We start from the raw sequence: 13,053 nt of genomic DNA, 5'->3' as shown, positions 1-13,053 counted from the left end.
GGGCGGCCTTCATGTCGCCAGGGGGGCAGTTCCAGGTGTCGCCTGACACCGCGGAGCCGCCCCGGAGGGCTGGCGCAAGGGGCTGCTGATCCGCCGCCGTCCGACCGACGGCGATTTGACCTTTTACCTGACCTGCGCCCCGCCCGAGGCCACGCTGAAGGATCTGGCGCGCGTGGCCGGGACGCGCTGGACCATCGAGTCCGCCTTCGAGATAGCCAAGGGCGAGGTCGGGCTCGACCAGTACGAGGTGCGGTCCTGGACCGGCTGGCACCGCCACATCACCCTGGCCATGCTGGCTTTCGCCTTTCTCACCGTCTTGCGCAAGGCGGCCATCGGGGGAGAGGACCCGCTCGATCTCGCCGCCGACCTTCTTCCGCTGACCGTGCCGGAAATTCGCCGCCTGCTTCACCATCTCGTGGCTTGGACGCAGCCAGACCGCGCCGCCGTTATCGCTTGGTCTCTCTGGCGAAGACGCCATCAGCAGCGGGCGCGACGATCCCATTGGAGACGCCGCACGCAAACCGATAAAGACCGGCTTTAGTACTAGCCGGGAAAATTCATGAGGGTTGGCGGGTGTAGCGGCATCCGTTGAGCGGCCGTAGGATTTGGGTGCTGACGCCAACTCCTGCCGTTTCCGGAGCGCCCACCCGCCATGGTTGATCATACCCTGCCGCTGCCCGGCCTGTCACCCGTTGCTGGAAAGCCGGTGATCGGGCGCTTTGATGGCGGCCGCCTGTCCTCCGATGGCGGGCTGCTGGTGCTGCGGGAGGTGGCGAAGCGGCTGCGGATTGCCGATCGGCTGGCCGCCTGTATTGAGGACCCGCGCGATCCAACGCGCACCGTGCATTCGCTGGCCGACATCATCGGCTTTCGCCTGCTGGCCATCGCGGCGGGCTACGAGGACGGCAACGACGCCGGCAGCCTACGCTCCGACCCGCTGTTCAAGATGGCCCTGGAACGCCTGCCGTCCGAGCGTGACCTTTGCTCGCAAGCCACCATCTCGCGCCTGGAGAACCTGCCGGATACCCGCGCACTGCTGCGCATGGGCCGAGCCATGGTCGATCTCTACTGCGCGTCCTTTCGCCAGGTGCCCAAGCGCATCGTGCTGGATGTAGACGACACCTTCGACACGGTGCATGGCGGTCAGCAGTTGCGCCTGTTCAACGCCCATTATGACGAGTACGGCTTCCAGCCCATCGTTGTCTTCGACGGCAACGGCCGCTTTGTCACCGCTGTGCTGCGCCCAGCCAAGCGGCCCAAGGGGACGGAGATCCGGACCTTCCTGCGTCGCCTGCTCCGCGCCATTCGGGCAAACTGGCCCAAGACCGAGATCCTGCTGCGCGCCGACGGCCATTACGCCTGCCCGGAGGTGCTGGACTGGTGCGAGGCGGAGGGGCTCGACTACGTGCTCGGTCTGCCGACCAGCAGCACACTGCGCCGTCACGTCACCACGCTGGAGGCCAGCACCGCGGCGCGCTTCCAGGCCATGCCCGGAGCCGACAAGGTGCGCCGCTTCAAGGAATTCTATGACGGGGCCAGCACCTGGAGCCGGGTCCGCCGCATCGTCGCGCGCGTCGAGGCAGGAGACCAGGGCACCGACAGCCGCTTCATCGTCACCAACCTACGCCACGGCACGGGTCGCTGGCTGTATGCCGGCCTGTATTGCGCGAGGGGACAGGCGGAAAATCATATAAAAGCCTGGAAATCCCACCTTGCCGCAGACCGGACCTCCTGCACCAAGGCGACGGCCAACCAGTTCCGCCTGTTCCTGCACGCCGGGGCGTACTGGCTGCTGTGGAGCCTGCGCTCGCTGATGCCGAAACGCTCCCGCTGGCGCACGGTGCAATTCGACACCTTGCGGCTGCGCTTGGTGAAGACCGCCGCGCGTATCGTGGAGATGAAGACGCAGATCAAGGTGCACCTGCCGACCAGCGCGCCTGATCAGGCGATCATCCACCTCGCCCTCGGCCGCATGCCCCGGCTCATCTGCTGAGCACCGGGGCAGCGTGCCCCAGCCGTCACCCAATCCCCTCCACCACCAACTCCGACACCGTCACGCCGCCGTCAGCGCGGCGGCCGACGACGCGCGCCCATACAGCCCAACGTTGATCATCTCAACGCGGCGACCAGACCGCTCGCCACCCTGGTGAATAAAGGCGGCTAGCAGAGATGTCCACCGATTCGGAGGAGGGGGTAATATTCCTTCAATGCACCGTGCATACCATGCACGGATCGAAGGACCGGACGATGTGCTGTACCGACAGCGGGGTCGGTTCTCCCTCCTGGACCGGGGCGCCGACCAGGGCCTGTTCCAGCGGGCCTGGAACATCGTGAAGATCACGCGGTGAAAAATTCCAGGTGGTCGGGGCGATGATCTGGTAGCCGGCGATGCGACCGCGCTCCAGCTTCAGCCAATGGCCGAGGGCCCCGCGCGCCGCTTCCGTCAGCCCCACCGCCTCGGCATGGTCCGGAACCTCCGCCGAGACGCACCAGGGAGCGGCCGGCTCGACGGCGCGCAGCCAGCCCTCCATCGCGTCGGTGGTCCGTGCCAGCTCCAGCAGGCGGGCGACGACGCGGCTGCGGACCGATCCGCCATCCCGCGCCACCAGCGCCCGGATCAGCGGATCGCCATTGACGAGTTGCCGGGCGATCGCCCCCGTCTCATAGGGCAGACCGGCCAGCCGCGGCGCCTTGCACCAGCTGTAGCCGATCTCGTCCAGCCCATCCGGCACGGTCGAGCCGGCGAAGGGCGGGTGCGGCCGGTCCTGCCCGGCCATGCGGCTGAAACGGTGATGCTCCGCCACAAGGTCCGGGTCGAAGGGAGCATCCCGCCCGTCGGCGAAGGTGCCGCGACGGTAGAGATGTCCGCCCTCCGGACCGGCATAGGCGCCATGGCTGAGGAAGCGGCCATAGGCGCGGCCGAGATGGGCGAGGTCCAGATCCTCGGCGATTTCGAGAAACAGCCGGAAATCCCCGGCCGGGCCGGACAGGCGCCAGCGCTCCAATTCCTCGGGCTCGGCAAGCGCCAGCACGCGGGCCAGCGGTGCGCCGAACAGGCTGTCCTCCAGGAACCGGCGGAAGCCGCGGATGGTGGCGAGCAGCCGCACCCGGTCGCGCCCATCGATCGCCCGGGTGACGCCGCCGGGCTGGAGAGTCAGCGTATGCGGCCACTTGCCGCCGAGAATGCCAAGCACATGGAACAGCGCCGCCCGTGCCGCGGTGGCACCACGCACGGCGCTGCCCTGGCCCGCTTTCAAGCGCGCCTCCGCCCGGTCGAACCAAGGCCGCGCCCGATAGGCGGGCCGGGCGAAGTCGGGCATGAAGAACAGATGGAAATGGGTCAGATGGTCGGCGACAGTCTCGGTCGCCGTCATCAGGTTGGTGGCCAACAGGCCGTTTCGCGGGATCTCCACCCCCATCGCACCGGCCAGCGCAAGCGCCGCCGCATGACTTTGCGAGACGGAGCAGATGCCGCAGATTCGCGGGGCCACCACCAGCGCATCCATCGGGTCGCGCCCCTCCAGAATGCGTTCGAACCCGCGGAACAGCGGCGCGTTCACATAGGCGGCCGAAACCCTCGCGCCGGAGATTTCCAGCCGGATCTCAAGATCGCCCTCGACGCGATTGAACGGGCCGACGATCAGGCGGCGATTGGGGGCTTCGTTCACCGCGTCAACCTTTCCGTGGAGGCCGGACGGTCGGGGCGACGACGATGCGGTCGGCGGCGGCGTTGCGGCGCACCCGCTCCGGCGTCGCCGCCTTGGCGAGGGAGGCCAGCGCGACGAACCACGCCTTGGGCATGTCGGTGGGAAGGCCGATGGGAATGCCGGCGAATTTCGGCGTCTGCTGGAAGGCATGCCCCGGCTCCTCGAAGCCCGGCGCGGTGCAGTTGATGCAGGCATAGCCGCCGCGGGTGCAGGATCCCTCGCCGTTCCACAGGCGGGTGTTGCAGTCGGCATGGGCCTGGGTGCCGAGACAACCCATATGCTCCATCAGGCAGCCGAGATCCGACGGTTTTTCCGCGCTGGCCTTGTATTCGTAATATTCGTTGCGCGGGCAGCCGTGATGAACCAGATGGTCGGCGTAGAAGCGCGGGCGCTGATACACATCGAGGTCATTGGCGGAAAGCGCGCCTTCCGCCAGCAGCATCAGCGTCTCCGTCACCCAGTTCGGATGGGTCGGGCAACCGGCGACATTGATCACCGGCAAGCCGCCGCGTGCCCGGAACTCCCGTCCCAGCGCCCCGCCGGGCCGCGTGCCGTCATAGTGCAGGCCACAGGCGTCGGCGATGTTCTCGCCCCCGGCGGTGATGCCGCCGAAGGCGGCGCAGGTGCCGACGGCAACCACCGTGCCGGCGACGGCGGCCAGATCACGCACCCAATCGATGGTCGGCCGCCCGGTCCCCGCCAGCACATGGAAGCGCCCGGTGCCGTTCGGCCCGCGCAGAAGCGATCCTTCCACGCACAGCACGTCCAGCGGCTCCTCCCCCGCCAGGAGGCGCGCGAACAGCGCCACCGCCTCCGCTCCCGTCTCCTCCGACAGGCTGGGATGCCAGAGCAGACGGATGCCGGCGGTCTCCAGCAGCGTCGGCAGATCCGGGGATTCGGCGCAAAGCAGCGACATGGTGCAACCGCCGCAGCCCCCCGATTGCAGCCAGAGCACGGACAGGGGACGGTCTCTCATGGCCCACCTCCATCTCGGCGGCCGGCGGCGGCCGGCAGGGTCAGGGTGAACAATGCTCCACCCTCGGCATGGTTCGCGGCGGCCAGGGTGCCGCCATGGTCATGCACCAGCTGGTAGCTGATCGACAGGCCGAGCCCGGTGCCCTTGCCGACCGGCTTGGTGGTGAAGAAGGGATCGAAGACGCGGCCCAGGATCGGCTCGGGAATGCCATGGCCGCTGTCGCGGATGGTGACGACCACCGTCCCCGCCTCCTCCCGTCCATGCAGCTCCAGCCGCCTGACCGCGGCGCCGGCCATGGCGTCGATGGCGTTCTGGACCAGATTCATCGCGACCTGATGCAGGTGGCCGGGATGGCCGGCGATGTCCAGCGTATCGGGCAGATCGAAGATGACGGTCAGATCCGGCATCTGCGCCTTGGCGACCCAGGCGACGGCGGAGCGCAGCAGCGCGGTCAGATCGAAGCGTTCCGACGCGTGCTTCTGTTCCGACGAGAAGCGGCGCAGCTCCGCCACGATGTCGCGTACCCGCTCCGTTCCCTCCAGCATGCCGTCGAGTGTCGCCGCGGCGTCGGCGCGGGCGCGGTCGATGCGCAATTCCTTGCGCAGGGCCGCAAGCTCCGCCGCCGCCGCACCGGCATGCACATGGTCGAGATAGGCGGTCATCCGCTCGACATAGCGGCGCATGGCATGGGCGTTGCCGTAGACGAAGGAGATCGGGTTGTTCAGCTCATGGGCCACACCGGCGACCAGCCGGCCGAGCGAGGCCATCTTTTCCGACTGGACCAGCTGCTGCTGGGTCCGCTTCAGCCCTTCATGGGCGGCGGCGAGGTCGCGGTAGGCGCGGCGAAGCTCCCCCACCGGCCGCCCGACCAGCACCAGCCCGATGGCGTGGCCGCGCTGGTCGTAGCGCACCGTGCTGTTGACCGCGACCGGGAAGGGGCCGGCGGGACCGAGCAGCGACAGCTCCACATCGCTGACCTCCTCGCGCTGAAGCGCGGCACCACACAAGCGGGTGAAGGCGGGGTGCGATGCGGGATCGAGGAAATCGCGCAGCGGACGCCCCGTCGCCTCGCGCCCGCTACAGCCCAGCGCCCGTTCCGCCGCCGGGTTGGTCTGTTCGATCCGGCCATCACGGTCGCAGGCGATCAGGACGTCGGTCATAGAGCCCAGGACGCTGGCGATGAAGGCTTGCGCCTCCTCCAGCTCGGCGTTCTTGCGCTCGAGCTCCACCTGCTGCGTCACGAGATTGGCGTAGGTCTCGTCCATCTTGCGGATGACCTCGATCCAGGCGCTCTCGGCGTCGGCATCGGGTGTCATGCCGGGATTGGCGAAGGGATGAGACAGGGGGGCGATCATGCCGGATAGATTAGCATGCCGCGCCACCCGCGGTGTTGGAGGATTTCAGACGATCCAGACCGACCACAGGCCGGCGAGACCGCTCAACACCAGCACATAGAGCGCGAAGTCGAACAGCGGGGCATGCCAGACCCAGCGATAGGCCCCGACCGCGCGCAAGCCCCGGCGCAGCAGCGCCGACACCGCCCAGGCCACCACGGCCAGGACCAGAAGCGGCGGCAGGAACAGTCCGTAGATATCGAGATCGCCGATCATGCGCGGGCCCTTTCCCGATGCATGGTTTCGTGGATGGACGGCGACGCCTCCAGGACCACGTCCGGAAACAGGCTGCGCCGCAGCGAGGCCAGCGCCACCACGGCGCGGTCACGCTCCGTGCAGAGGGGGGCGGCGGCGATCACGGCCAGAAGATCGTCCATGCTCCGCAGCAGATTGGTCGGCGCGGGGTCGGGCCGCTTGGCGGAGAGGGCACGGAAATGGGCGGCGACACCGCCGAGCAACCGTTCCAGCGCCTCCCCGCCGACGCTCCCCAGCACCGGCCTCGCCCGTTGAAGCTCCACCAGATTCAGCCCGACCCTCAGATCGCGCACGGCGTCGATGGCGTCCACATCCACCGACCCTCCCGCCTGGGCCAGCCGGGCGGACAAGAGCCCGACGCGGTCGAGCATCCGGCTCTCGAACCCGTCATTGGCAGACACCTTGCGCATCCGCGCCACATCGGCCAGCTCGCGCCAACCGATGTGCAGCATGCGCCGCGCGCTCCACGCGGCACCGACCGACCGGCACATATGGGTGACCAGCATGGCGGTGACGATGCCGACGATCTGGCCGATGCTGCTGTTCAGGAAGGAGGCGAAATCGCCATTGCCGGTGTCGAGCAGGCTGAGCGAGCCGCCGATGCCGAAGATCAGCGCCATCGCCTTGCCCATCGTCGCCGGCCGGGCGACGAAGATGCCCAGCGCCACCAGCGTCGGCGCCAGACAGAGCACCAGCATCGGAAAGCTGTCGAAGGACGGCAGCACCACCAGCAGATAGAAGGCCGACAGCGGCAGCGAGGCCAGCGTGTAGATCAGGAACAGCCGGATTCCGGGCACCGGATCGTCGAACGAGGCGAAGAAGCAGGTGAAGACCGCCACCATCATCGCCGCCGCCGAGCCCGACGACCAGCCGGTCAGGATCCAGAAGGCGCAGATGGTGACGATCCCCAGCAGCGCCGCCGCTCCCGACCAGGCCGCCATGCCGGGATCCAGATGGAAGACGCCGCGCGACCGCTTGCGGGCCAGCGGATCGAGATGGTCCGGCAGGGCATGGTCGCCCGAGGCGATGTGCGCCCTCAGCTCCCGGCAATCGCGGTGGATCTCCACCAGGGAGCGCAGGCGCCGGATGAAGCTGAACCGCGTCGCCGCCTCCCAGCCGGCGGCGGCCTGTCCGCACTCCAGGGCTTCCAGCCGGTCGATCCGCTCGATCAGCCGGCCGGCTTCCGCCGGATCGGCCCCGGCCCCGGCGGCGACCCAGTCATGCACGGCCAGCACCACCGGCGCCAGTTCCGGCGGCAGCGCGCCGTCGCGCCGGCGCAGCACCGACAGCCGGTCATGGACGGCGGTCAGCACCGGCAGCAGATAGACCATCCGGTCCTGCAAGGCCCGCATCGGCCGCGTCATCCAGCGCAGGTCGGAGGTGTCATAGGGCAGGTGGGTGGTCATCACCCGCAATTCGGTCAGATCGGTCGCCATCTTGTGGCGGTCGCGCAGGCGGGCATCGGTTGCCACTTGCTCCAGCGCGTCGAGCGTCCAGCGTTCGGCGTCGCGCAAGGCGGCGTCGAGCTTGGCGAGCAGGACCGGCCCCATGCCGCGCGGCAGGACCAGGCTGTGGATCACGGTGGCGCAGACGATGCCGAGAATGATCTCCTCGACCCGGGCCAGCCCGGTGTCGAAGATCGCCTCGGGACTGGCGACGCCGGGGAAGACGATCAGCCCGGCGGTATAGCCCGCCAGCATGAAGGCGTAGCTGCGCGGCGTGCGGTCCAGCAGCGAGAGGAACAGGCAGCCGCCGATCCACAGCCCGACCGCCAGCGACAGCAGTTCCGGCGCCTCGACCAGCTCCACGGTCAGGATGATGGAGGCGATGCTGCCGGCGACCGTGCCGGCGACGCGGTACAGCGCCTTGGAGCGTACGGTGCCCGACAGCGGGCTCGACACCACATAGGCGGTCAGCATCGCCCAGAAGGGCCGCGGCAGCCCCATGCCGAAGGCGACATAGAGCGCCAGCATGGCACCCGCGAACGACTTCAGCGAGAAGACCAGCTCGTCGAGGGAAGGGGCCTTGGTCATCGCGGCACGCTCACCGTCCGCCCATCAGGTCGGCCAATTTCGGCAGGCGCGGGGACGCGCCGGACAGCGACACCGTCGCGGTCCGGCCGGCGACCAGTTGCAGGTCGTCCGGCACCGTGTCCAGCGCGATGCGGACGGGGATGCGCTGGGCCAGCCTGACCCAGTTGAAGGTCGGGTTGACGTTGGCGACCAGCCCGCTGCCTTCCGCCCGGTCGCGGTCGACGATGGCGCGGGTGATGCTGTCGACCCGGCCGCGCAGCTCCGTCCCCGCCCCCATGATGCGGACGGAGACGGGAGCGCCGACATGGATGCGCGGCAACTTGGTTTCCTCGAAATATCCCATGACATAGAAGGACTTGGCATCGATCAGCGCCACCACCGCCTGACCGGCGGCGACATAGTTGCCGGCCTTCAGCTGCAAATTGGTGACATGGCCGTCGACGGTCGACTTGACCTCGGTCCGGTCGAGGTTGAAGCGGGCGAGGTCGAGGGCCGCCTCGGCCTGCTTGGTCGCGGCGGCGGCCTTCGTCATCGCCGCCGTCACCTCCTGGCGCTGGGCGGTGGAGACGACGCTGTTGCCCAACTGCTCATAACGGCGCGCCTCGGCGGTGCGGTAGGCCTGTTCGGCCCTCGCGCTGTCGAGATTGGCCTGGGCCTGCTCCACCGCCAGCCGGTAACGGCCGGGATCGACGACGAACAGGATGTCGCCGGTATGGACCAGCTGGTTGTCGCTCACACGCACGTCGGTCACCAGGCCGGCGACATCCGGCGATATCTGGACGATGTCGGCGCGCACCCGGCCGTCACGGGTCCAGGGCTCGTTCATGTAATAATCCCACAGCCACAGGCCGCCGCCGACAGCCGCCATGGTCATCAGCAGGGTGACGGCGATCCGGGCCACCGTCCGGAAGGAAGGAAGGATTGTCACGATCTTGGTTCCTCAATCACCACGGCGCAGCGACCGGCGCGCAGTACGCTTCCGGTAAACATGCCGCGGTCAGGTCTGTTCACGCTTGGCATTGGCCTCGATGATGGAAAGCACCCGAAAGCAGGCCGCCAGATCGGCTTCCGTCACGCCCGCCATCAACCGTTGACGGACATCGTTCAGCGCCTCGTTCATCCGCAGCAACAGCTCGCGGCCGGCATCGGTCATGTGCAGGGTCTTCGCCCGGCGGTCGCAGGGATCCTCGCGCCGTTTCAACAGCCCGGCCGCCTCCAGCCCGTCGAGCAGCCGGACGAGCGACGGGCCTTCGACCCCCATCTCCTCCGCCAGTTCCCGCTGGCGCAGCCCGTCGCCGAGTTCGGCCAGCAGCATCAGCGGCGCGATGGCCGAGGTGGAAAGTCCACTGTCCGCCAGCACCGCATTCGCCGCCCGCCGCCACAGATGGGAGGCGCGGAACAGGTGCAGACCGAAATTGGGGGGAAGGCGCAGAGCCTTATCAGGTAGCATCCCTATTTAATAGGTTTGCTATCTAAATCGGGCAAGAGGGCGGGCGGCGCTTGATGGCCCCGCCTGCCGCATGGCTGGCTTGTTGCGGTGCGGTGGCCTCTCGACGGGAGCTGGAACCACGCGATGTCCGCGGCGACCCATGCGCGGCGATGCGGGCGGCGGCGTGGCTCCAGACGTCCGCCCGGCCTCCAATTGTGATTTCGCTTCACAGGTAATGGGAGCGGGCGGCGGCTTCCGCGGGGCCGCCCGCGGACGTAGCTTCATCCCTTCACCGCAATCATCGGGATCGCGGAAGCGCGATGAAGGGCCAGGATCATGGCGTTCAAGGACATTCTGCCGGCACATCTCGGTTTCGGCTCAGCCCCGCTGGGCAACATGTTCCGCGACATTCCCTAGGAGGAGGCGCGCGCGACGGTGGAGGCCGCCTGGACCGACGGCATCCGTTATTTCGACACCGCGCCCTTTTACGGCGCCGGCCTCGCCGAAATCCGCATGGGGGCCGCGCTTGCCGACAAGCCGCGACGGGATTTCGTGATCAGCACCAAGGTGGGCCGGGTGATTCTCGATGAAGTCGAGGATGCCGGTTCCCGCGACCAGGGCGAGAAGGGTGACGTCTTCAAGCATGGCCGTCCGAACAAGGTCGTGAATGATTATTCGGAGAGCGCGACCTACCGGTCGATCGAGGACAGCCTCAGGCGCCTCGGAACCGATCATGTCGACATCGTCTTCGTCCATGACGTCGCGCAGGATTTCTACGGCGACGACTGGCTTGGCAGGTTCGAGGAGGCGCGCAAGGGCGCCTTCCGCGCGCTCGACCGGATGCGGGACGAAGGGGTGATCAAGGGCTGGGGCCTGGGCGTCAACCGGGTCGAACCGATCGAACTCCTGCTCGCGCTGGACGAACCGCGTCCCGACGGCTTCCTGCTCGCCGGGCGCTACACCCTGCTCGACCATGGCCATGCGCTTCAGCGCGTGATGCCGATGGTGCGGGAGCGTGGCCTCGGCATCGTGGTGGGCGGCCCCTACAGCTCCGGCGCGCTGGTCGGCGGACCCAATTTCGAATATGCCCCCGTCAGGCCGGAGATGAGCGCCAGGATCGCGGCGATCAAGGCGATCGCCGACCGCTACGGGATCTCTATGAAGGCCGCCGGACTGCAATTCGCGCTCGCCCATCCGGCCGTCGCGGCGGTCATCCCCGGCGCCAGCCGCCCGGACCGCATCGCCGAGGATAGTGCCGCCCTGCGCGAGACCATTCCGTCGGGCTTCTGGCGCGATCTTCGCGAGGCTGGTCTGGTCAATCCGGCGGCTCCGCTTCCCATAGCGGACTGAACCGCGACCCCGATCCAGCCCCGCCATGCGGGTGGCTCCATGGCCGCCCGCGGTTCCACCCAGGCCGCCTGACCAGGGTGCCATCCCACGTTCGGTTAAGGCATGAAAAGCTATGATGTCTTGGCCGTGGCTGCCGGGCCTTTGGTCGGCCCGTCGGCCGGCCCGGTGGCGTCCTGGCCGTTCAGACCGGCCAGCAGATGCTCGATGAAGCTGCGGACCTTCGGCGAGACATGGCGGGTCGCCGGATAGACGGCGTGGATGGCCTCGTCCATGACTTCCAGGTCGGTCAGGACGGCGACGAGGCGGCCGGCGCGGATGTCCTCCTCGACAATGAAGTCGGCGAGCCGCGCCAGACCCAGCCCGCCCACCGCGGCATGGCGCAGCATCCACAGGTTGTCGGCCTGGAAACCACCGGCCGGACGCAGGACCTCGCGCCGCTCCCCCACCAGGAATTCCCATTCCGGACGGCCGGAGCCGGACAGCAGCGTCAGGCAGTCGTGGCGGGCGAGATCGGCCGGGGACCGTGGCACGCCGCGCCGTTCCAGATAATCGGGGCTGGCCACCACGGAGCGGCGCAACGGCCGCAGGCGGCGGGCGATCAGGGTGGAATCGGCCAGCCGTCCGGTCCGGATCGCCAGATCGAGCCCCTCGTCGACCAGCCGCTGGACGCGGTCGCTCAGACTGACCTCCAGTGAAACGCCGGGATGGCGGCGCAGGTAGGAGGGAAGCAGCGGCGCCACCCGCATCTGGCCGAACATCACCGGCATGGTGACGCGCAGCGTGCCGCGCGGCTCCTCGCCGGTCTCGGTCAGCGACTGCTCCGCCTCGTCCAACGCCGCCAGGATGGCGCGGGCCCGCAGGCAGAAGGTGGCGCCGGCGTCGGTCAGCGCGATCCGCCGGGTGGTGCGCGCCAGCAGACGGGTGCCGAGCCGGTTCTCCATCTGGGCGATCCGCCGGCTGATCGCCGATGCCGACAGGCCGAGCCGCTCCGCCGCCGCCGACAGGCTGCCGCTGTCCACCACCTCCACCAACACGGTCAGGTCGTCCAGACGGTCCATTTCTTCCCCCCGCTTCCGACCCCGCCCGCCCGCCTGGGCGCATTCATGCATTCTGCGCAAAAATCTTGTGCGCGTCCCCCTCTGTTTCGCAAGTCCGGCTTTTGACAGGATCACGGCAACGAACACGCCGACAGGGAATCGCCCGATGCGTCTTCAACGCCAACTCCGCAACATCCGGGCGCAGGCCGGAAAGACCATGCCTCCGGCGGTGTTGGCGACGATGGACCGGGTCATCGCCGATCTGAAGGCGCGCGGTGTCGAGCTGGGGGCGTTGCGCCCCGGTCTCCAGGCCCCCGACTTCGCTCTGCCGAACCAGCTCGGTCGCACGGTGTCGCTCTATGAGACGTTGGAGGCGGGACCGGTCGTGCTGCTGTTCTACCGGGGCGAATGGTGTCCTTATTGTTGCGCCCAGCTCAGGTCCATGCAACTGGCGCTGCCGCAGCTGACCGCCGGCGGCGCCCGGTTGGTCGCCGTGTCGCCGGAGCTGCCGGACCACAGCCTGACGCTGGCGGAGCGCAACGCGCTCGATTTCGACATCCTGTCCGACCAGGGTGCCACCGTGGCCCGCAGCTATGGCCTCATCTACCGCGTGCCGGACGAGCTTTGCGACGTCTATCGCGGCTGCGGCCTGGACCTCAACGCCCGCCAGGGCCGTCCGCCCGGCGAGCCCTGGCATCTGCCGATCCCGGCGACCTATCTGCTGTCGCCCAGCGGCGTCGTCCGCTTCGCCGCCATCGACGCCGACTTCACCCAACGCCCGGAGCCGCAGGCGCTCGTCGACCTGCTGCACGACCGCGTGCCGGCCGCCTGACCGTTGCCGGCCATTCCACACAGAGCCCTTCCACATGAGA

General features: G+C 68.6%; 10 protein-coding genes and 2 pseudogenes. 4 read left to right on the top strand and 8 right to left on the bottom strand.

Annotation, left to right across the window (positions count from 1 at the left end):
* Positions 1–64: 64 nt before the first annotated feature.
* Positions 65–528 (top strand): annotated as a pseudogene (locus AZL_RS36380) (IS701 family transposase); the annotation flags it as partial.
* A gap of 124 nt (positions 529–652) precedes the next feature.
* Positions 653–1,993 carry an IS1380-like element ISAzs3 family transposase gene (locus AZL_RS21020; RefSeq protein ID WP_012973088.1) on the top strand — a complete coding sequence of 447 codons (1,341 nt, stop codon included), beginning with the start codon at positions 653–655 and terminating at the stop codon, positions 1,991–1,993.
* Positions 1,994–2,204: 211 nt separating this feature from the next.
* Here the strand turns inward: AZL_RS21020 and AZL_RS21015 are convergent, their stop codons facing one another.
* The 7 genes from AZL_RS21015 to AZL_RS20985 all read right to left on the bottom strand — a co-directional run bounded on the left by AZL_RS21015 (position 2,205) and on the right by AZL_RS20985 (position 9,815).
* Positions 2,205–3,668 (bottom strand): nickel-dependent hydrogenase large subunit, encoded by a 1,464-nt coding sequence (locus AZL_RS21015; RefSeq protein WP_012976476.1) that lies wholly within the window; start codon positions 3,666–3,668, stop codon positions 2,205–2,207.
* A gap of 4 nt (positions 3,669–3,672) precedes the next feature.
* Positions 3,673–4,683: a nickel-dependent hydrogenase small subunit gene (locus AZL_RS21010; protein ID WP_012976475.1), complete on the bottom strand. Its 1,011-nt coding sequence runs from the start codon at positions 4,681–4,683 to the stop codon at positions 3,673–3,675.
* On the bottom strand, positions 4,680–6,038 hold the full coding sequence (locus tag AZL_RS21005; RefSeq protein ID WP_042444397.1) for a PAS domain-containing sensor histidine kinase: 1,359 nt from the start codon (positions 6,036–6,038) through the stop codon (positions 4,680–4,682). The genes AZL_RS21010 and AZL_RS21005 overlap by 4 nt, the downstream gene beginning before the upstream one ends.
* A 45-nt stretch (positions 6,039–6,083) precedes the next feature.
* The gene (locus AZL_RS21000; RefSeq protein WP_012976473.1) at positions 6,084–6,293 is read right to left on the bottom strand and encodes a DUF1656 domain-containing protein; all 210 of its coding nucleotides are present in this window, start codon (positions 6,291–6,293) and stop codon (positions 6,084–6,086) included.
* Entirely contained in the window at positions 6,290–8,365 is a 2,076-nt protein-coding gene (locus AZL_RS20995) for an FUSC family protein (protein WP_012976472.1), read from the bottom strand. Before AZL_RS20995 ends, AZL_RS21000 begins: the two co-directional genes overlap by 4 nt.
* Positions 8,366–8,375: 10 nt before the next feature.
* The gene (locus AZL_RS20990; protein ID WP_012976471.1) at positions 8,376–9,293 is read right to left on the bottom strand and encodes an efflux RND transporter periplasmic adaptor subunit; all 918 of its coding nucleotides are present in this window, start codon (positions 9,291–9,293) and stop codon (positions 8,376–8,378) included.
* Positions 9,294–9,362: 69 nt separating this feature from the next.
* Positions 9,363–9,815 carry a MarR family winged helix-turn-helix transcriptional regulator gene (locus AZL_RS20985; protein WP_012976470.1) on the bottom strand — a complete coding sequence of 151 codons (453 nt, stop codon included), beginning with the start codon at positions 9,813–9,815 and terminating at the stop codon, positions 9,363–9,365.
* 315 nt (positions 9,816–10,130) lie between these two features.
* On the opposite strand from AZL_RS20985, the pseudogene AZL_RS20980 reads away from it, so the two are divergent.
* A pseudogene (locus AZL_RS20980) lies at positions 10,131–11,144 on the top strand (aldo/keto reductase).
* Between the two features lie 110 nt (positions 11,145–11,254).
* Here the strand turns inward: AZL_RS20980 and AZL_RS20975 are convergent.
* Positions 11,255–12,202 carry a LysR family transcriptional regulator gene (locus tag AZL_RS20975; RefSeq protein ID WP_012976468.1) on the bottom strand — a complete coding sequence of 316 codons (948 nt, stop codon included), beginning with the start codon at positions 12,200–12,202 and terminating at the stop codon, positions 11,255–11,257.
* 145 nt (positions 12,203–12,347) lie between these two features.
* Here AZL_RS20975 and AZL_RS20970 point away from each other — a divergent pair, with 145 nt between their 5' ends.
* Positions 12,348–13,013 (top strand): peroxiredoxin-like family protein, encoded by a 666-nt coding sequence (locus AZL_RS20970; RefSeq protein ID WP_042444395.1) that lies wholly within the window; start codon positions 12,348–12,350, stop codon positions 13,011–13,013.
* Positions 13,014–13,053: the final 40 nt, after the last annotated feature.

The sequence above is a fragment of the Azospirillum sp. B510 genome, assembly GCF_000010725.1.
Taxonomy (GTDB): Bacteria; Pseudomonadota; Alphaproteobacteria; order Azospirillales; family Azospirillaceae; genus Azospirillum; species Azospirillum lipoferum_B.
This window is presented reverse-complemented; position numbering and strand designations above follow the sequence as displayed.

What these genes read in the sequence shown, in the direction of transcription:
- AZL_RS20970 (WP_042444395.1), top strand. Translation starts at nt 12,348, where the DNA reads ATGCGTCTTCAACGCCAACTCCGCAACATCCGGGCGCAGGCCGGAAAG.
- AZL_RS20975 (WP_012976468.1), bottom strand. Translation starts at nt 12,202, where the DNA reads ATGGACCGTCTGGACGACCTGACCGTGTTGGTGGAGGTGGTGGACAGC.
- AZL_RS21010 (WP_012976475.1), bottom strand. Translation starts at nt 4,683, where the DNA reads ATGAGAGACCGTCCCCTGTCCGTGCTCTGGCTGCAATCGGGGGGCTGC.
- AZL_RS20995 (WP_012976472.1), bottom strand. Translation starts at nt 8,365, where the DNA reads ATGACCAAGGCCCCTTCCCTCGACGAGCTGGTCTTCTCGCTGAAGTCG.
- AZL_RS20985 (WP_012976470.1), bottom strand. Translation starts at nt 9,815, where the DNA reads ATGCTACCTGATAAGGCTCTGCGCCTTCCCCCCAATTTCGGTCTGCAC.
- AZL_RS21020 (WP_012973088.1), top strand. Translation starts at nt 653, where the DNA reads ATGGTTGATCATACCCTGCCGCTGCCCGGCCTGTCACCCGTTGCTGGA.
- AZL_RS21000 (WP_012976473.1), bottom strand. Translation starts at nt 6,293, where the DNA reads ATGATCGGCGATCTCGATATCTACGGACTGTTCCTGCCGCCGCTTCTG.
- AZL_RS21005 (WP_042444397.1), bottom strand. Translation starts at nt 6,038, where the DNA reads ATGATCGCCCCCCTGTCTCATCCCTTCGCCAATCCCGGCATGACACCC.